This is a genomic window from Natronomonas pharaonis DSM 2160 (assembly GCF_000026045.1).
Classification (GTDB): Archaea; Halobacteriota; Halobacteria; order Halobacteriales; family Haloarculaceae; genus Natronomonas; species Natronomonas pharaonis.
In genome coordinates, this window is sequence record NC_007426.1 from 1,267,932 (window position 1) to 1,287,315 (window position 19,384).

At 63.7% G+C, this 19,384-nt stretch carries 16 protein-coding genes; 9 read left to right on the forward strand and 7 right to left on the reverse strand.

Annotated elements, in window-relative coordinates; all coding sequences use genetic code 11:
* Positions 1-43: 43 nt before the first annotated feature.
* From NP_RS06470 to NP_RS06485, 4 genes are all read left to right on the forward strand, one after another.
* On the forward strand, positions 44-1,615 hold the full coding sequence (locus NP_RS06470) for a long-chain-fatty-acid--CoA ligase (protein WP_011323029.1): 1,572 nt from the start codon (positions 44-46) through the stop codon (positions 1,613-1,615).
* A gap of 158 nt (positions 1,616-1,773) precedes the next feature.
* Positions 1,774-2,913: an acyl-CoA dehydrogenase family protein gene (locus NP_RS06475; RefSeq protein WP_011323030.1), complete on the forward strand. Its 1,140-nt coding sequence runs from the start codon at positions 1,774-1,776 to the stop codon at positions 2,911-2,913.
* A gap of 95 nt (positions 2,914-3,008) precedes the next feature.
* A complete protein-coding gene (locus NP_RS06480) occupies positions 3,009-3,896 on the forward strand; it encodes a 3-hydroxyacyl-CoA dehydrogenase family protein (RefSeq protein WP_011323031.1) in 888 nt (295 codons plus the stop codon).
* On the forward strand, positions 3,893-4,714 hold the full coding sequence (locus tag NP_RS06485) for an enoyl-CoA hydratase/isomerase family protein (protein WP_011323032.1): 822 nt from the start codon (positions 3,893-3,895) through the stop codon (positions 4,712-4,714). Before NP_RS06480 ends, NP_RS06485 begins: the two co-directional genes overlap by 4 nt.
* A gap of 211 nt (positions 4,715-4,925) precedes the next feature.
* Here NP_RS06485 and mch read toward each other — a convergent pair whose 3' ends face one another.
* On the reverse strand, positions 4,926-5,867 hold the full coding sequence (mch, locus tag NP_RS06490; protein WP_011323033.1) for a methenyltetrahydromethanopterin cyclohydrolase: 942 nt from the start codon (positions 5,865-5,867) through the stop codon (positions 4,926-4,928).
* A gap of 302 nt (positions 5,868-6,169) precedes the next feature.
* Between mch and NP_RS06495 the strand changes: the two genes are divergently transcribed.
* The 4 genes from NP_RS06495 (at position 6,170) to NP_RS06510 (ending at position 8,863) form a co-directional block, all read left to right on the forward strand.
* On the forward strand, positions 6,170-7,093 hold the full coding sequence (locus tag NP_RS06495; RefSeq protein WP_011323034.1) for a ZIP family metal transporter: 924 nt from the start codon (positions 6,170-6,172) through the stop codon (positions 7,091-7,093).
* 68 nt (positions 7,094-7,161) lie between these two features.
* The gene (locus NP_RS06500; RefSeq protein ID WP_011323035.1) at positions 7,162-7,665 is read left to right on the forward strand and encodes a CBS domain-containing protein; all 504 of its coding nucleotides are present in this window, start codon (positions 7,162-7,164) and stop codon (positions 7,663-7,665) included.
* Positions 7,655-7,873: a hypothetical protein gene (locus tag NP_RS06505; RefSeq protein ID WP_011323036.1), complete on the forward strand. Its 219-nt coding sequence runs from the start codon at positions 7,655-7,657 to the stop codon at positions 7,871-7,873. Before NP_RS06500 ends, NP_RS06505 begins: the two co-directional genes overlap by 11 nt.
* Positions 7,874-7,939: 66 nt before the next feature.
* Complete coding sequence (locus NP_RS06510; RefSeq protein WP_011323037.1) at positions 7,940-8,863, forward strand: DMT family transporter; 924 nt, start codon at positions 7,940-7,942, stop codon at positions 8,861-8,863.
* Here NP_RS06510 and NP_RS06515 read toward each other — a convergent pair.
* From NP_RS06515 to NP_RS06525, 3 genes are all read right to left on the reverse strand, one after another.
* The gene (locus tag NP_RS06515; RefSeq protein ID WP_011323038.1) at positions 8,851-9,072 is read right to left on the reverse strand and encodes a hypothetical protein; all 222 of its coding nucleotides are present in this window, start codon (positions 9,070-9,072) and stop codon (positions 8,851-8,853) included. The genes NP_RS06510 and NP_RS06515 overlap by 13 nt on opposite strands.
* 157 nt (positions 9,073-9,229) lie before the next feature.
* Complete coding sequence (locus NP_RS06520; protein WP_011323039.1) at positions 9,230-9,655, reverse strand: hypothetical protein; 426 nt, start codon at positions 9,653-9,655, stop codon at positions 9,230-9,232.
* A 64-nt stretch (positions 9,656-9,719) separates the two neighbouring features.
* Positions 9,720-10,124: an acyl-CoA thioesterase gene (locus tag NP_RS06525; protein WP_011323040.1), complete on the reverse strand. Its 405-nt coding sequence runs from the start codon at positions 10,122-10,124 to the stop codon at positions 9,720-9,722.
* 280 nt (positions 10,125-10,404) lie between these two features.
* Here NP_RS06525 and NP_RS06530 point away from each other — a divergent pair, with 280 nt between their 5' ends.
* Entirely contained in the window at positions 10,405-10,782 is a 378-nt protein-coding gene (locus NP_RS06530) for a VOC family protein (protein ID WP_011323041.1), read from the forward strand.
* A gap of 20 nt (positions 10,783-10,802) precedes the next feature.
* Here the strand turns inward: NP_RS06530 and NP_RS06535 are convergent, their stop codons facing one another.
* The 3 genes from NP_RS06535 to NP_RS14115 form a co-directional block, all read right to left on the reverse strand.
* The gene (locus NP_RS06535) at positions 10,803-11,177 is read right to left on the reverse strand and encodes a universal stress protein (RefSeq protein WP_011323042.1); all 375 of its coding nucleotides are present in this window, start codon (positions 11,175-11,177) and stop codon (positions 10,803-10,805) included.
* 58 nt (positions 11,178-11,235) lie between these two features.
* Positions 11,236-14,817 (reverse strand): S8 family serine peptidase, encoded by a 3,582-nt coding sequence (locus tag NP_RS06540; RefSeq protein ID WP_011323043.1) that lies wholly within the window; start codon positions 14,815-14,817, stop codon positions 11,236-11,238.
* Positions 14,818-14,885: 68 nt separating this feature from the next.
* The gene (locus tag NP_RS14115; protein WP_011323044.1) at positions 14,886-19,364 is read right to left on the reverse strand and encodes a PAS domain S-box protein; all 4,479 of its coding nucleotides are present in this window, start codon (positions 19,362-19,364) and stop codon (positions 14,886-14,888) included.
* Between the last annotated feature and the right edge of the window lie 20 nt (positions 19,365-19,384).

Sequence of the window (19,384 nt, forward strand, 5' to 3'; positions counted from 1 at the left end):
CAGAAATCGTTTAGTGGCCGTCAGCCGAACGGGGAACAAGCGGATGACAAACCTCGTTACAACCGTAGCTGAGACTGTCGAATCGACCCCCGACGCCCCCGCAATCGTCTACGAGGACACAGAGCTCACCTACGAGCAGTTCTGGACCCGTGCCGGACAGTTCGCGCAGGCGCTTGATGACCGTGGCATCGGCGCTGGCGACCGCGTCGGCATCTACCTGCCGAACCTCCCGCAGTTCGTGACCGCGTTCTACGGGACGCTGCGTGCCGGCGGCATCGTCGTTCCGATGAATCCACAGTACAAGGCCCGCGAAATCGGCCACCTGCTCGGCGACAGTGGGGCGAAAGCCGTCGTTTCGCTCGCTGACAACGTACCGAACGTCCTCGATGTCGTCGCGGAGACGGACGTCGAAGAGGTCGTCAGTGTCGGCGGCGATGTCGACGACGCGACCACGTTCGAAGCGTTCCTCGCCGACGAGACACAGCCGGTCGTAGACCGTGCTGATGATGATGTCGCCGTCCAGCCGTACACTTCCGGGACGACCGGCACGCCGAAAGGCGTCCTGCTCACCCACGAGAATATCCGCTGGACGACACACGCCAACGCCGATGTCCCACACGGCGGCTTTCAGGCAACCGACCGGCTCGTCGGAACGCTTCCGCTGTTCCACATCTACGGGATGTCCGTCGTGATGAACGGGGCCATGTACAGCGGCGGCGCGTACTACCCCGTTCCCGAGTGGGATGCGACGACAGTGATGGACCGCATCGAAGACGAGGAACTCACCATCATGTTCGGTGTACCGGCGATGTTCAACGACATGATAAACCACCCTGAGGTCGAGTCCTACAGCCTCGATTCCCTTCGGTTCGTCAACTCCGGCGGCTCCAGCCTTCCGATGGAGGTCCTCGAACGCTTCGAGGAACTGTTCGGCGTCGAGCTCTACGAGGGGTATGGCCTCACCGAGACGAGCCCCGTGACACACGCCAACCGCGAGGGTGCACGCCGGAAGGGAAGCATCGGGAAGCCGCTCGACGGCCCCGGTGACACCCGAGTTGAGGCGAAAGTCGTCGACGAGGACTTCGAGACTGTCCCGCGTGTCGAAGCAGGGCCTATCGACGAGGAGGCGGCCGACCTCCACGAGATTACCGGTGAGCTGGTCGTGTCCGGGCCGAACGTCATGAAAGGCTACTACGAACTCCCGGAGGCAAACCGCGAAGCCTTCACCGAAGACGGCGGCACCCGATGGTTCCACACTGGCGACGTCTGTTACTGGGACGAGGACGGGTTCTTCTTCGTCGTCGACCGCGAAAAGCACATGATCGTGACTGGCGGGTACAACGTCTACCCGCGGGAAGTCGAGGAGCTACTCTTCGAACACGAGGATGTGGCCGACGCGGCCGTCGTCGGTGTCCCCGACGAGCGCCGCGGCGAGACGGTCAAGGCGTTCATCGTGCCGACCCCGGATGCGGACGCATCGCCGGAGGATATCAAGCAGTTCTGCCTTGATACCCTCGCCGAGTACAAACACCCCCGAGAGGTCGAGTTCACCGAAGAGCTACCCCGAACGACGACCGGCAAAGTACAGAAGTTCAAAATCCGCGACGAGGAATAACGCGCTGTCGGAGCCGCTCCGATAGCCGGCTCGCCAGGCACCGGTAGCTGTTGGTGTATCTCCGGAAACTGGTTTACAATAGCTACCCTCTGTGTGAATTAGCTTACATCGTTCGGTGAAACCGGTGGTATTTTGTAACTTGAGCCCAATTGTCAGGTATGGCTTTCAGTCTGTCAGACGAGCACGAAGCGATCCGTGATGCCGTTCGCGAATTCGGCGAGAACGAAATCAAGCCCGTCGCCGAAGAACACGACCGCAAAGGGGAATACCCGCTCGAACTCCGTAAGAAGGCTGCCGAGTACGACTTCGTCGCGCCGAGCATTCCGATGGAGTACGACGGGGCCGGCATGGACAAGATCTCCAGCACCATCGTGACGGAGGAGCTGTGGCGTGCCGACCCGGGTATCGGCTCGGCCATCGGCTCGGCCGGCTTCGGGACGAACATGATCCTCGAGTTCGGCGACGACTGGATGAAAGAGGAGTGGCTTCCCAAGGTCGCCAACGGGGAGACGGCTTCCTGTTCGATGATCTCCGAGCCCGCACACGGGTCCAACGTCGCCGGCATCGAGACCGTCGCCGAGGAAGACGGCGACGGCTACGTGCTCAACGGCAGCAAGATGTGGATTACGAACGGGACGGTCGCTGATGTCGGCGTCCTGATGGCGAAGACCAGCCCCGGCGAGGGCCACCAGGGAATCACGGCTTTCCTCGTGGAGATGGACCGCGACGGTGTCACGACCGATAAGATAGACAACAAGCTCGGCATCCGTGCGTCCGACCTCGCGGAAGTCGTCGTCGACGACGTTCGCGTCCCCGAAGAAAACGTCATCGGCGAAGTCGACAAGGGCTTCTACCAGCTCATGGAGTTCTTCGCCTCCGGTCGGACAAGCGTTGCCGCCCAGGCTGTCGGCGCAGCACAGGGCGCACTCGATGCGGCGATCGAGTACGCCGACCAGCGAGAGCAGTTCGGCCAGAAGATCAACGAGTTCCAGGCTATCGAGCACAAGCTCGCGGAGATGGCGACACAGGTTGAGGCGGCTCGCTCGCTTACCTACCGCGCTGCGACCGAAGTCGAGCAGAACAACCAGAGCGTTGCCGCGCAGTTTTCGAGCATGGCGAAGCTCTTTGCCAGTGAGATGGCCGTCGATGTCGCCGACGAGGGGATTCAGGTCCACGGCGGCTCCGGCTACGTTACCGACTACCCCGCAGAGCGGTACTACCGCGACGCCCGTATCACGAAGATCTACGAGGGAACGAGCGAGATTCAAAAGAACATCATCGCCGACCAGCTGCTGTAGCAACCCGGCATCACTCCGTTAGCTGTGGGCCCTCCGGGTCGGAGCGTGCGCCGACTCGGAACGTTTTTTATCGGCTCTCGCGTGTCCTCTTCCGTATGCAGGTGACGGTACTGGGAGCCGGTAGTATGGGTCACGGAATCGCACAGAGCTCCGCGATGGCTGGCTACGATGTCGTTCTCCGCGACATCGAGGCCGAACGCGTCGAGAACGGTATCGAGGAGATACGGCAGAACCTCGAAGGCGGCGTCGAACGCGACAAGGTCTCCGAAGCCGAGATGGAGGCGACGCTCGACCGAATCGAGGGCGAGACCGACCTCGCCGCCGCCGTCTCGGATGCGGCGCTCGTTATCGAGGCGGTCCCCGAAGACATGGAGCTAAAAAAGGACGTCCTCTCGGACGTGGAGGCCGAAACCGATGCGGAGACGGTGCTGGCCTCGAACACGTCGTCGCTTTCGGTTACCGAGATGGCAAGTGCCCTCGAACATCCCGAACGCGTCGTTGGGCTTCACTTCTTCAACCCACCGCACCTGATGGACCTCGTCGAAATAGTCATCGCCGAACAGACGGATGACCGGGCCGAGTCGTTTGCTGTCGATTACGTTCGGGAAATCGACAAGGAAGACATCGTTGTCCGCGACAGCGCCGGGTTCGCCACCTCACGGCTCGGACTGGTGACCGGGCTTGAGGCCATCCGCATGGTCGAAGAAGGCGTCGCCAGCCCGGCCGACATTGATGAAGCGATGAAGCTCGGCTACGGCTACCCGATGGGGCCGATAGAGCTCGGCGACCACGTCGGTCTCGATGTCCGCCTCCATATCGCCGAACACCTTCGAGAGGAACTCGGTGAGCGATTCCGGCCGCCGCAGGCGCTTCGACAGAAGGTCCGAGCCGGTAAACTCGGCAAGAAGTCCGGTGAAGGCTTCTACGTCTGGGAGGACGGCGAACGCGTCGGCATGAGCGGCGACTGGGGTGATGACGAATGAGCGATGAAGCCCTCGACGGCCTCGATGATGAATTCGAGTTAGTTTCCATAGATGTCGCTGATACTGTCAAAAAGGTTGTAACTGTATCCATCGAGCGGCCGGACGCCCGCAACGCGCTCAACAGTCAGGTTCGCACCGAACTGAAGCGTGCTGTCGCCGCCGCCGAAGCCGACGACGATGTCCGAGTGCTGGTCCTCACCGGCGGCGAGGGCTCAGGTGCGTTCGTCGCTGGCGCTGACATTACCGAATTCAAGGACCGCGACCTCGTCGAACAGCGCGAGGCCAGCGAGCGGCCGCGCATCTACGAGACAGTCGACGACGCGTCGATACCGGTCATCGCTCGCATCAACGGCCACGCCCTCGGCGGCGGCTGTGAGCTCGCACAAGCCTGCGACATCCGGATTGCGGCGGAAGGGGCGAAACTCGGGCAGCCGGAGATAAACCTCGGCCTGATTCCCGGCGGCGGCGGCACCCAGCGACTTGCCCGCCTTGTCGGCGAAGGACAGGCCATGCGGCTGATTCTCTCCGGCGAGCTCATTGACGCCTCGGAAGCAAAGGATATCGGTCTCGTTGACGAGGTCTACGCCGAAGAAAACCTCGACGAGGGTGTCTACGACCTTGCGGGGTCTATTGCCCAGAAAAGCCCGGTTGCCCTCGAACTCGCGAAGGACGCTATCAAGGCCGGGTCGCGCATGGGGCTCGAAGAAGGCCTCGATTACGAGTCGGAGCTCTTCGTTCAACTGTTCGCTACTGCGGACAAAGACGAAGGTATTCAGGCGTTCCTCGACGGTCGCGACCCCGAGTTCACCGGAAAATAACGCCCACCGGCACTGCGGAGGCCGATAGTCCCCGTTCCGCAGCCCAGCCGCTGTGGACGAATAGTATAATATAAACAGAATGTATTCTAAAGCTACATATTTGGGGGATGTGGAACAATCTACCGACGGCGGTACCGCTCTATGTGGTGTACTCTCTTGACGAACGTGCTGGAATACGCTGTATTCTTTCGTCCTTGGCCGGGGAGCCGTCTCAGGCGGATTCGATGCCGAAGCTCTCGGCGAGGAGTTCCTCGTTCAGCTCTCCGACGACGTCGAGCCCGCCGCCCGCGACATCGAATGTGACCTGTGCCGGGGCGAACACCTCGACGGGGAGGTCCTGAAAGTCCCACTCGTGGGACTCGAAGATGTCGGCAAACGGCGTGCCGAACTCGTCGGAAGCCGTCGACGTGGCCTCCGACAGCCGCTCGAAGTCGCTGTCGACCGTTAGATGGACGCGACCGCCGTATGCGAGCGCGTCGTTTGTCCGTGCCATCGCGGTTTCGTCGTCGCCGGCGATGGGCGCGACCGGTGCTGAGGCGGTCGCCGAAAGCATATCAAGCGGGTCGTAGCCGAGCTCTGAGAGCCGGAACGCAGCCAGTTCGCCGGCGCGTGCGGCGAGCGCAACGCTGCCGGTGATACTGGCCGTCGAAAAGGTCGGCAGGAAGACGCTCGATGTCGGAACGCCGGCGCGTTCGGCGACCTGTTCGGCGACGGCTTCTGTCGGGAGCCGGTCGCTTTCTATCGCCAGCACGGCAAAGTCGGCGGCGTCGCGGTAGCCGAGCCGCTGGTGCTCTTCTTCTTCCGCCACGAGCGCGCGTGCCGGGCCGCTGCCGAGTCCTTCGAAGCCGTCGACGGATATCTCCCAGCCAGCCTTCTGTGCGGCCAAGAACGCGATTCCGGGATGGTCGGACGAGACCTCGACATGGGTGAGCGGCGCATCGGCGACCTCCCCGACGGTGGTCTGGACGGTCGCCAACCCGCCGGTCTGGATTTCGGTCAGCAGCAATCCCGCCTCGATGCCGCCGGTCGCCTCGACGCCGAAGTCACAGACCATCGCGCCGTTGTCGAGTTCCTCGATTTCGATAGCGAGTTCGTCGGCGAAGTCGACGGCCTCGTCGACCAGTTCGACGGCCATCCGATTGAGACTTTCCATGCTCCGGCTTGGGACGGATCCGACCAAAAGGGTTCGTACTCGGCTCCTCCGGTGTCGGGGTGTATATCCGCGAAATGTGTGGTCCGCCGGCCGCTGCGGACCACGCTCGCAAACTCCATCGGAAAGACGCCGAACGGTCGGTGCCCCGATGCGACGAACGCCCGTGACCCGCTGGCGCAATGCCAGCGTTTCGGTAAACGATGGCTCGTGGCATATTTTGTGTGGGACGGTAACGTGGGCTTTGATATATCCTCGGATACGTATAGAGGAACTTTTAGATTAGTCGCATCTAACATCCTGTCATGGATTCCGATTCGGCCCCACTGAGCGGGCTTCCGGACTGGGTGCTCGCGTTCGGCCCCTTCGCCATCATCGGCGTACTCATCGGGGCTTCCTTTGCGGCGCTTTCGGCGCTTGAGTTCGATTGGCTCGCCGCCAGTGGGACGGCCGAGATTCTGGCTGTTATGACCGTTCTCGGGTTTGTTGCCGGCATTCTCCCGGTGGTTGTCGGGATGCTCTGGTTCCCGTACGTCCGTCGGCTCGATGTCGTGTGGGTACACGCGATTTTGGCGTTCTCTGCGGGCATACTCGCGTATATCGCCTTCGAGATGGCTGATGAGGCGCTCGAAGCGGGAGCGGAAGTATCGACGTCACTGCTGGCCGAGAGTGTTATCCTCGTCAGTGCCGGCGGAACCATCGTCCTCATGGAGGCGTTTAGCCGGTGGCGCCGGAACCGCTCGTCCGGTTCGGACCGGGCCGGGCTTCGGGTTGCCTACCTCGTCGCTATCGGACTGGGTCTCCACAGCGTCGGTGAGGGACTGGCTATCGGGACTGCGTTCGTTCTCGGGGAGTCCGGTCTCGTCGTCCTCCTGACTATCGGCTTCGTTATCCACAACGTCACCGAAGGCCCGGCAGTCATTTCGGCCGTCGCACACGACGCTGAGACGCCGCCGCTGCGGCATTTCGCGCTGCTCGGCCTCCTCGCCGGTGGTGGCGTCATCGTCGGCGGCTGGCTCGGCAGCTTCGTCGACTCGGCGCTCGTTGCGGCCACCTGTTTCGCCATCGCCTTCGGCGCTATCGTCCAAGTCATCTGGGAGATGCGCGGTCTCATCCGCGCCGACGCCGACGCGCTGATAACGAAGCGCACCGCCGTTGCCTTCATCGTCGGGGTCATTGTGATGTTCACGCTCGAAGACGTCATCGTCGAGGCGTGGCTACTTGGATAGTCTGCCGCGTCGTCGACCCGGGGCCGCCGACAACAAAGGCTAATCGTCCGGGGGTCGAACGCCGACCCATGCAGGCACGCGACATTATGACCGACGAGGTCGAAACGGTAGCCCCCGACGACGATGTCGGCGACGTTCTGACACGGCTCGCCCGGGCCAACTTCAACGGGTTCCCGGTCGTCGAAGACGGGCTTTTGGTCGGCATCGTAACCCAGGGCGACTTGGTTGACCTCTTTCAGCCCTCCGACCGGACGCTGTGGATTCCGGTCGGGTTTCCGCCGTTTCTGGAATCGCTCACCTATGGCGTCGACCTCTCGTGGGACGAGTTCGACCTCGGACGCGACATGGCGAAAAACGCCGGGCGTCCGGTCAGCGAGGTAATGACCGAGGACGTCGTCACCGTCGGCCCGGACGCCGACCTCGATGCGGTGCTCGCGTTGTTGGCTGACCGGGACCGAGACATCAACCGGCTTCCGGTCGTCGACGGGGCAGGGGTCGTTCTCGGGATTATCGCCCGCGAGGACCTACTGGCGGCTCTCAAAGCGGTGCGGGACGCGGGCGATGCCACCTGACGAGTCGGGCGGCGCCACCGTCAGACGATACACCACGAGGGCGCTCCAGTTGCTCGGCGTCGGCATCGCCGTCGCAGTGCCGTTGCTCCTTGTCGTCGCGGCCGTTGCGGCCGAGGAGCCGGGGCTCGGCCTTCTCGGTGCCTTTTTGCTTGCGGCTGCTGTGGTGCTGTATTTCAGTTCGCGCCCGCGTCGGCCGTCGGTCGAGTAATGCGAGGCGGCTGACCGGCCGGCAGGCGTTCGAAAGGTTCAGGCGGCGACGGGACGACGACCGAGCGTGCGCTACCGGAACACGGCGCTGTTTGTGCTTCTTGCGGCGGTCTGGGGGTCTGCCTTCGTCGCTATCAAGGCCGGCGTCGGCTCGCCCGACGCGCCGGGCTACTTTTTTGATGCGCCGGTGCTCTTTGCGGCAGTCCGATACGACATCGCCGCCGTGTTGATGTTCGCTTACGTGGCGTGGGCGACCGACCGCTGGCGGCCCCGCGGTCGCACCGAGTGGCTCGCCGTTGCCGTCGGCTCGGCGTTTATCATCGCGGGCTATCACGCGCTGTTGTTCCTCGGCCAGCGCGGCACCACGAGCGCGGCCGCCGCGGTTATCGTCTCGCTGTCCCCGGTGTTGACCACCGCCTTCGCTCGGGCATTGCTCGCCGACGAGCGACTCTCGGTGCTCGGACTCGCCGGAATGGGGGTCGGCTTTCTCGGCGTCGTTGTGCTCTCACAGCCGACACCGGCCGATATCGCTGCCTCACGGTTCGAAGCGCTCGTCTTCGCCGCGGCGCTGTGTTTTGCCCTCGGCAGCGTCTTGACCCGGCGGCTCGATACTGACCTTCCCATCGAAACGATGGAGGCGTGGTCGATGGCTGGCGGCGCGCTTTTGATGCACGCGCTCAGTCTCGCCCTCGGTGAAACCGTCTCCGGGGCGCCGCCGACCGATGCGCTCGTCGCGCTCGGCTACTTGGCTGTCGTCGCCAGCGCAGCCGGCTTCCTCGTGTATTTCGACCTGCTCGGCCGGCTCGGGGCAATCGAAATCAATCTCGTCTCCTATGTCGTTCCAGTCTTCGCCGCGCTTGTCGGCGTGTTGCTCCTCGGAGAGCGGGTCGACACGCCGACGGCTGCCGGGTTCCTGCTCGTCTTCGCTGGCTTCGTCATCATAAAACGGCGGGCGATACGGGCGGAAATCGCCGACAGCTACTGGCCGTAGTCGTGGCCGGCCACGAGTGCGAGGACGTTGGCGACAAGCAGCGCGGTGAAGGCAAGGTACTCGAGGGGCGACCCGAGACCGCTCGCAAGTACTCCTAAGGCAAGAAACGGCATGAGGACGGCCGTCCAGAAGGCACCAGCCTTCAGCGGCCCCGGCAGCGATGGCGGTTTCGCCACCGTCAGACGGTCGTCGGTTATGAAGGGGCTCATGATGGTAGATAGATGCCGCGGTACCCACTAATAACCGGACGAGGCTTCGGGCGGTTTCACCCCGTTTCATCAGGCACATGCTGTCCCTGTCTGACGTTTTACGAGGCGCATAGAACGGCTCAGACGTTTTATAATCGGCTTTGCGGCAGTTTCCCCGCTATCCGAGCCACGTGACCCGGACCTCGTGTTCACCCGACGGTGTCTCGATATGCGCGGCGTCGAGCGTCGCTTCTTTGAGTTGCTGTCGCCACGCCGACAGCACCGCCTCGTGTCGCTCCCGGTGCCGTTCCTGTGTGTATGTCTCATCCGGGTCGTTTCGGAGCGTGTCGGCCGTCTCGTCCGGTGTTGGAGCAGGCGGAACCTCCGAGACGAACCGCTCCGGTGGGATATGGAGCGGCTGCGTCGACTCGTAGCCGTGCTCGGCCCCATCGAGATGGAGACGGGCGCGCATCCGGCCGCTGAACGGCGGTGTCACGCGAAGCACTGCGTCGGCGTCGCGCCGTTCGTTCGCCTCAACCGCAGCCACGAGGTCCTCGGCGGTCACCGCGAGCACGCGAATCGCCGTCGGGTCCGTCGATGACACGCCTTAGCCAATGGCCGGGGGCGATATCAGCGTGTCGGAGCCGCCATCGTCGCGTCGGGGGAGGTCACAGCTCCGGTTCGAACGCTTCGAACTGCTCGCGCCAGTGCTCGGGCAACGGCCGGGAGCCGTCGCCGTCCCACGCGACGAGCGTGGTCTCAGCGGTCGCGGCCGGGTCACTGTCCGCACTCGGGGCTATCCGGTACTGCATCCGAAAGCTCGAGTCACCGAGTTCGACAACCCCGCAGGCAACGGTTACCTGTCGGTCGTCGATTGTCACCGGTTGCCGGAAGTCGACATCGAGGTTTGCCAGCACCATGCTGCGGTCCTCGATGGGAACGCCCAGAACGCGGTCGAAATACCGGACCCGGGCCTGTTCAAGATACGTTCCGTAGACGGCGTTGTTGACGTGGCCAAGCGCGTCGATGTCCTGATACCGGACTTCAACGTCGGTGTCGAACCGGAACTCCATACTGTGCGGGCGGGCGACCGGCGGAAGACGGTTTCGTTTCGGTGAAAACAGGCGCTGTTTGCCGCTGTATTTCAAAGAAGCACGCCCAAAAGGGCTCGATACACACGACAAACACCGATGGAGCCGGCTTGGGCTGGCAATTGTCCGTGATATTGTGGACACCCGTCGATGGACAATCGGTGTGGCTGAAAGTGCCGACGACTCCGGACACAGGCAGTATAATAGAAATCGCTTCGCGCGAACCGCCAGTGTTTATGTCGTTGCCGGACGCCGTCGGAGTATGGCAATCCTGCACGTCTGTTTGAACGTCGCCGACGCGGACCGTGCTGTCGACTGGTACACCGAGAATCTCGGCTTCGAGGAGTCGTGGGGCTTCGAAACGGAAAGTGGGGAGACGGTCAACCGGTACGTCGCCGATGACAACGGTGTCGAACTCCAACTATCCGACACCGAGGGTGAAACGCCGTCGGAAGACGGCGACCGCTGGGACCATCTTGCCGTTTCGGTCGACGATGTCGACGCGGCCGTTGAAGCAATCGACCACCACGGCATCCAGCAGGAACCGAGCGACCAGCCAGCCGCCGGCGCACGAACCGCCTTCATCGAGGACCCGGACGGACACGTCATCGAGCTCATCGAGCCGCTCAACGGCGAGTAGACAGCCCGAGCGTCCGGCCACTAGTACGCCGAAAGCGGCACGACGACAACCGGAACGGTCGCTCCTTCGATGATGTTCCGCGCCGTCCGGCCGACCGCCGGACCAGCCTCCGGCTCGCCGGCGTGTGGGCCGATGATGAGTACATCGGCGCTTCGCTCGGTCGCAGCACCGAGCACCGCCGTCTCTACGTCCTCGTCGTCGAGTTCCGTTGTGGTCACCTCGTGGCCGGCCAGCCGCACGGTGGCGACGTTCGTTGCGTCGCCCCCGTCGCGGCTTCCATCAGCGACCGTCGCTACGGTGACGGTGTCGTCAGCCGCAAGCCGCGGGTCGAGATAATCGCACGCGGCGGCCGTGGTGTGTACCGAGTCAGTCGCGACGAGGTACTGTGTGCCCATAGCTGTTTCTCGTCGCTCGGTATCTCGAAGCTTCTGGTCACCGCTGTTGTTGCACCAGCTACCCGCGTTCGACGACGGACACCGTCGTCTCCGCTCGGGCCTCTTTGCCGGCGGCGTCAACGACGGTGACCGCCGGCGTCGTCGTTCCGGTGTCGGGCGTGTACCGAACTCGCGGCGCTGTCGTCGTCCGGTCGACGTGACCGTCGCCGCTGAGGTCCCAGCGGTACTCGTCGGCCCCGGCCGGAACGTCGCTCGCGCTCGCGTTCAGCGTCGTCGGCGTTCCATCAAGCATCCGCTCGCGGCTCGCCGACAGCGTCGCCTCCGGCGGCTCGGTTCCGACCACAAGCCGCATCGTCTCCGGCTCGCTGGCGACTGTTACGGTCTCTTCGAGCCGTGCCTCCGAGAAGACGGGCTCGTCGGGGACGTCGATGCGGACCTCGATGTCCCCAGCCAGCCGTAGCCGGCGGTCGCCGCCCGGCGCGACGAGGCTGTCGTCGCCGGAGACCGAGAGAACGTCGGCAGTGCTTCCGTTCCCGCGATGGACGACGCTGACCGTCGCGTTCTCAACCGGCAGCCCACGCTCGTCTGCGACAGTTATTTCGACCTCGCTTGGCGCGGGTAGCGTCCGGTCGACGACGACAGCATCGGTCGTATCAACCACGCCGAGTGCGTACGCGGCGGGCCGGTCGGCATCGGCTGAGGTGTTGAGCCGCCACGGCTCCCCGCGCCGGTACTGGAGCGCATACGAGCGGTCCTTCGGGACCTCCAGTTCGAACTGCCCGTCACCGTCGGTCCGGGTCACGAACGGCGAGCCGTCGCCATCCGGCACCGCGATGACGGTGTCATTGTCGGCGACGGGACCGTTCTCAACCGTAAGGCGGCCCGCTATCGACCGGGTGGAGGTGTTGACCGCCGAGCCGACGTGTGCCGCGTTCGCTGTCATCGACCGTGTCCGGACGCCATCGGCCGTTGTCAGTTCGACCGCGACCGAGACGGTGTCGGCGCTGCCCGGAACCGAGAGGTTCGCTAAGGCGGCCTCGTATCCGACCCGTGCCGACGACTGGTTCCACTCGCCGTGGGCCTCCCATGGCGGCGTCTCTTGGCCGCTAGCTGCATACCAGACGGTCGCCGACTCGACAGCCCGCGGTTCATCGATGCCGACCCGAACAGGCACGTCACCGGGGGCCACGGCATTGTTCGCCGAGAGTCCGTCAAACGAGACATCGGTGACAAGCGGTACGGGGCCGTCGACGCCGCCCGGCAACTCAACCGCCGTTAGCGTCCGGGTTGAGAGTCGCTCATCGGGGTTGCGGCCGTCGAGGCGGACCGACGCTGCATCTGCTGTCCCTCTCGGAACGGTTACCCTCTCCTCGTGGTCGCGCAGCTGCCGGTCGTGTACCGTCTCTCCGCCGACGGTCACACGAAGTGACCCATCGCCCGCTATCTCTGCCCCGGTCCCGTCCGCCAGCGGCCGTACCTCGGTGGTTATCGATTCGTTCGTCGCGGAAAACTGTGTGACACGTGCGATGAACGGGTGTGAGAGCGTATCGACTGCCGCCTCGCCGGCCGGGAGCGTGACCCGGAGCCCGTCGCTCCGGAGGCGCCGCTGGTGTTCGATGTCCGGGGTCCGGTGGACCCGGTGTATCGTGGCGTCCGTATCGAACCACGTAAGCTGGGAGCTATCGTTAGCGCCGCGAACCGAAAACCGCTCCTGTACCTCCGGCGGTCGGTCGACCGCCGACCGCCGAAGCCGGTAGGTTGTCGTCTCGAGGCCGTCGGCAGTTATCGTTCGTGGCATCGCCCACTTGCCACCGCGGAGTTGGTTGCCGAGTTGGAAGACCTCGCTCACGCCAGTCGAGTCGTTTTCCGTGGCGAGGAGATGCGCTGTCGTCACTGCCGTATCCGGGTCCGGCGAAACCCTGACGGTCCGGTTGTCGACATCGAGCCGGGTTCTGGAGAGTCGCTGGGTCCCGGCAGCGGTATCGGTGCTCAGCGACGCCATCACCGACCGGTTTTCGAGCGGTCCGTACGACCCCTCCAGCGCCGCCACGTCGACACCAGCCCGTGACGTTTCTGCCTCGTCAAGCCGAACCCGCGCTGGACCGTCGAACGCGTGTCGTTCCGACAGCAGCGACAACGAATCGGTCGGTCGGTCGATACCAGCCGACCAGAGGACGTAGGTACCGCCGCCCGCCACGAACTCGGCGGTCCCGTTCGTGAACTCCAGTGTCTCCTCGTGAGTGCCCTCCTCGGTGAACACGAGTAACTCGTCGCCATCGACGGTGCCGTTCTCCGACAGCGGCCGCTTTTCGACGGTGACACGACCCCCGCGAAGGAAGCCGACGGCGACCGACCGCGGCTCGCCGGCAACGTCGTACCGCAGTTCGCCCGCGTACGCTCCCGACGAGACCGCGGTGTCGACTACGACAGATATGTGCTCTTGACCGCCGGCCGGCACCGTCACCTCGCTTCGGTTCACAGAGAGCGCTTGGTCGGCATTGGTACCGGCGTCAGCGTTCCACAGCGGTGTGTCGAACGAAACTGTGTGTGGCTGGCTATCGTGGTTCTGGAGCGTTACCGTCCGCGTTGCTGTCCCGTCTTCTCCGATGACGCCGAAGTCGATAACGCCCGGCTCGGCGGTGACTGTCGGTTCCAACACCCGGTCGAGGTCGACAATGCCGCTTCCCGCCTCGTAGCCGGCTGTTCCGTCGAGCGGCCGGGCAGTACTGGCAAGCCGCGCCTGTACTGTCGCCGGCGAGAGGGATGGCTCCGCGGCACGTAGCTCCGCCGCCACGCCAGCCGCGTGGGCGGCGGCGACGCTGGTTCCGGACCCCCGACGGTACGGGTCGTCCGCAGGGTCGTATGGGGCGGTCGGGGCAGTCACTCGCTCGCCGTGTGCGACGACTTCCGGCTTGAACGCCCCGTCGAGCGTCGGCCCACGTGACGACGCCGCACGGACCGCCGATTCGTTCGCTGCGCCGACCGAAATTGCTGCCGGAGTCGTCCCCGGTGTCGTGATTGAGCGCGTGTCGCCGCGGTTGCCCGCAGACGCCACGACGACGGTGTCTTCCTCGACGGCCCACTCGACGCTTTCGGCGACAGTTTCCGGCTCCGGGCCGACGCTGTTGAGGCTCAACAGGATGACGTCGGCGTCGGCCTCGTCGACCGCATATTCGATGCCGTCGGCCAGCCGCTTTTCGTCCGCTTCAGTGGGGTCGTCACCGACGATGCGAATATCGACGAGGTCGGCCCCCGGGGCGACGCCGGCGTGGTCGCCATCGCTTGCGGCCCCGGTTCCAGCGACCACACCGGCGACGAAGGTCCCGTGGCCGCGGCTGTCGGTGCCGTTTTCGGGATGGGTCGGGGTGTCGCCGGTCAAATCGATGCGGTCGACGACCTGCCCGGCAAGGTCGGGGTGGCTGTCGTCGATACCGCTGTCGAGGACAGCGACGGTCACCGGGGAATCGGCGTCTGCCGGCGTCGGCTGCTCGCTTGCATCCGCCGTTCCGCCGAGTGGGCCTTCATCAACGACGACAAACACCCCAATAACGGCGACCGCGAGAACGAGCACTGCCACCAGACTGACCAGCAGCCGCCGGTCACGCGCGGAGAGCAGTTGTCGGTCACGAACGGCGGGCATTCAGCAGCGCGTACGCGCCCGCAACAAATAAGCGGCCCGGGCAGCCGGCTGGTCAGGCGCGCCGTCTGTCATTCGGCCCGCTGGAGTTCGACGACGAAGACGCTGCCGTCGGGGTCGTTGTCCTCGACGCGGACCTCGCCGCCGTAACGGTCGACGAGCGTCTCGACGAGATACAGCCCCAGCCCCGTCCCCTCGCTGTCGAGGCCTTTCTCGCCCTCCTCGAAGATTTGTTCCTTCCTGTCGTCAGGAATACCGGGGCCGTTGTCGGCGATTCGTACCACGACGGTGTCGTCATCGGCTGTCGCAGAGAGTGCCACTTCAGGAAGGGCCTTATCGTTGTGCTGGATGGCGTTCGAGAGCAGGTTTCGGAACACCGACTCCAACATTCCATCGGCCAGCACTCGACACGACGGCAACGGTCCCTCGACGGTCACAAGAGTTCTCTCGTGGCTGGAACGGATGTCTTCGGCCTGCTCTTCGAGGACCCGCCGGAGGTTGACCGGTCGCGGGTCGTCGGTCGACTGGAGCAGTACTTCGGTGACATCTCGGGCGGTCGTCGTGATGTTGACCGCGTCCCGCGCCGCCTTGAGGACCTGCCGGATGAACTCTTCGCCCTCCTCGTCGACGTGGTCTTCGAGCAGGTCCGCGTAGGCGAGCACGAGCTGGAGGTCGTTGCGGATGTCGTGGCGGACGACCTGATTGAGTACCTCGAGGTCGTCGCGTTGCCGTTCGAGGGTCTGTTCGTATTCTTTGAGCTCCGTGATGTCACGAGCGTAGCCGAGGACGGCGTCGTCGCTCGTCTCTGCAGATTGGTAGGGAATCTTTGTCGTCTCGAGGATTCTGGTCTCTCCGTCGGCGGTGGTCAGCTTCTCTTCGGGAACCTCTTTCGGCTCACCGGATTCGATGACCTCGATGTCGTCTTTTCGGAACTGCTCGGAGTCTTCGACTTCGGGAATGACATCGCTTTCCTTCTTGCCTTCGAGTTCGTCGGGCGACATCCCGTAGGCGTCAGCAGTCGCCTCGTTGGCGAGCAGATACTCGCCGTCGCGGTTCTTGACGAAAACCAGGTCCGGGACGAGGTCGATGACCTGCCGGAGCTCCTCGCGGGCTGTTTTCAAAGCTTCCTCGTACTCCTTCCGGTCGGTGACGTCCTGTGCGATGGCGACGTACTTCTGTGGTTCGTCACCATCGACGAGCGGCGATATGGTCTGGTGGAGGATGATTTCCTCGCCGTCGGCACGCTGGTCAATCATTTCGGCCTCCCATTGCTCACCGTTTTCGAGCGCCTCCCAGAACGTTTCGTAGAACGACTCGTCGTACTCGCCGGAGCTGAGAATGTTCGGTGTTTCGCCGAGTGTCTCGGCTTCGCTGTAGCCGGTCAGCTCCTCGAATGCGGGGTTGACGTACTCGATGGTCCCGTCGCGGTCGGTGATATAAACCGCGTGTCCCGTCTGCTCGATGGCTTCCCGGAACTGCTGGAGCCGCTGTTCGCGCTCTTTGCGCTCTGTGATGTCCTGGTGGACACCGACGATACGGTCCGGCTCGCCGTCACCGGTCCATTCTACGACTCGACCGTGGCTTCGTATCCACCGCCAGTCGCCGTTCTTCGTACGGACGCGGTATTCGCTGCGCGCGGAGGTCCTATCCCCGTTCAACATCGCCTCGACATCCGACTCGACGCGGGGGAGGTCCTCGGGGTGGGTCAACTCAGCCCAAGCAGAGAGGTCGTGTTCGAACTCCTCCGGGTCGAACCCGAGTAGCTCCGCGACACGGTCGTCGAAGGTAATCGACTCATCGGCAACGTCCCAATCGTAGACGCCGAGTCTCGATGCATCGAGGGCCATGTCGAGTCGGTCCTTCGTTACCTCGAGTTCGCGCTCGCGCTCTTTGCGCTCTGTGATGTCACGACTGTTGACCAGCAGGCCGTCGATTACGTCGTCGTCGAGACGGTTCTGTATTGTCGCCTCTATCCAGCACCACGACCCGTCGGCGCGTCGGAATCTTGTCTCCACCGTGCGAACCGTCGACGGGTCCTCCAGCACCTCGTCGATGGCCGCTGCGACGCGGTCGGTGTCCTCCTGTGGCTGGTAGCCGAACCCCTCCTCGCCAATCAACTCGTCGGGCTCGTAGCCGAGGACAGCCCGAACGGACGGGCTCACGTACTGTATCGTTCCGTCCGGGCCGATGACCGTCGCGATGTCGCTGAATGCCTCGATGATCCGTTCGTAGTATCTGAGTTCCTGTTCCCGCTGCTTTCGCTCGGTGATGTCGACGAGGTAGCCGAGGCGGTGGGTAATCTCGCCGTCCTCGCGGCGGTTTCTCGTGTGGTCGAGCACCCATCTGGTTTCACCGTCTGCGGTCACGACGCGGTATGGGTCGTGGCTGAACCGCTCGGTGTCCGGGCCGCTGCTTTCTTCTACCTCTCGCTGAACACGCTCTGCATCGCCCTCGTGAACGATATCGGAGAACGGTATTTCACCGGAAAGAAGCGCTTCCGGAGTGTAGCCGAGCACCGTTTCGATGTTCTCGGTGACGTACTCAACCGGCCATCCGGGTTCATCACGCCATCTGAAAACGATGGCCGGCCCCTGAGTGAACATCTCCCGTTCCTCGCGGAGTTCCTGCTCGGCCCGTTTTCGCTCGTCGATATCGATGTGAATACCGACTGCCCGAATGGGGTTGCCGTCGGCGTCATGTTCGACCACCTGTCCGATGTCTCGTATCCATTTCCAGCCGCCGTCGGCGGTTCGCATCCGGTGTTCCGTATCGTAGTAGTCCGTTTCGCCGTCAATGTGGGCTTCCAGCGCCGCCTCGACTGGTTCGAGGTCGTCGGGATGGACACGGCGCTCCCACTCGTCGAGCGACGAGCTGATTTCCTCGGGGTCGTGGCCGAGCATCGTCGCCCAGTTGTCGTTGAACTCGACTTCGTCTGTCGTCATGTCCCAGTCCCAGACGCCGAGGTTTGCGCCGTCGACGGCGAGCTCGAACCGCTCTTTGAGCGTCCGAAGCTCCGCTTCGCGCTCTTTGCGCTCGGTACTGTCTCTGGCCATCGCGACGTAGCGAGGCTCGCCGTCGACAGTGAGCTTGTTGACCCACACCGCCACGGGGAACGTCGATCCGTCACGGCGCTTGTGCTCCGCTTCAGCCTTGATGACCTCTCCAACCGACATGTCTCGCCAGCGGGCTTGAAGGTCGTCCAGCTCCCAGCCGACTTCCCAGTCGGTGACGGTCATCGATTCGAGTTCGTCGCGGCTGTAGCCGAGTTCGTCGACAAGCCGCTGGTTCACGTCGATTACTTCGCCATCTTCATCGTGGACGACGATAGTGTCCGGTGCCTCGTCGAACAGCACCCGGAGCCGTTCTCGGGCCCGCTCGAGGTCTTGTTCCCGCTGCTTTCGCTCGGTGATGTCCTGAATCGTTCCTCGAACCGCCACAGCGTCGCCGTCCTCCATCCGGGGCTGGCCGCGGAGACGAGCCCACCGGCGCGTCTCTTCTGCATCACCGATGCGGGCCTCTATGTCGTAGGATTCTCCCTCCTCGACAGCCCGCTCGAACGCCTCCCGCACCTCCGGACGGTCTTCAGGGTGGTAGTACTCGATACCCTCGCCGGCTTCCGGCTGGTAGTCTGGCTCCAGTCCGTATATCTCGTTTACTTCCTTGGTCCACCACCCCTCTCCGGTGCGCAGGTCCGTTTCCCACGCGCCGAGGTCGGCGATCTCCTGTGCCTGCTCGAAGAGGTCGTTTTTTCGTTCTAGCTCCTCCTGTGTGCGCTTCAGCCCGGTAATCTCCCGCGTGGCTCCGACGATTCGCTCGACGGCTCCGTCGATGACGATGGGAGTCAGCGTCGTCTGCCAGACAGTTGGCTCTTCGTCGAATACCAGTTCCTCTTCGTACGTAATCGAGGCCTGCTTTTCGAGGCATTCACGGTAATTCGCTTCGAGTTCGGCTCCGAGCTCCTCGCCGAACACTTCGACGGGTGTCTTACCGCGAACCGCCGCCGTTGATTTGCCGATTGCGTCCGCCTCGCGCTGGTTGATTCGCTGAAACCGAATGTCACCCTCCTCGTCGACATCGAGCAGAAACAGTGCCTCCTGAACGTTTTCGAAGACAGTCTCGTACTCTCGCTCTAACTGTTCCGTGCTTCGGTGGCTGGCTGCTATCTCTTTGCCCTGTCTGGCTGCGCTCACGACGCGCTCGGTAAGGAGTTCCTCACGAGCGGCGCCGACATCAGTACAGAAGTAATCGGTTACGTCGAGGGAGATGGCCCGCTGTGCGTCGGCTTCCGGAATCGTGTCTGCGATGAGGACGAACGGAAGCCCCGGGGCGACTTCACGAACCGATGACAGCAACTCCACGCCGTCTGCTTCCGGCAGTGCATATCCTGAGACCACACAGTCCGGCTGCCGCTCCTCAACCGCCGCAAGCGCGTCTGCCGCTTTGGTCTCCGTCTCCACCGTGATGCTATCATCCTCGCGTTCGAGGCGTGTTGTCGCATCCTGAACGGGTGCGCCGTCGCCAACGCAGAGAACGGAGACGTGCGTAGACATGCGCTACTATTCGCTGCCAC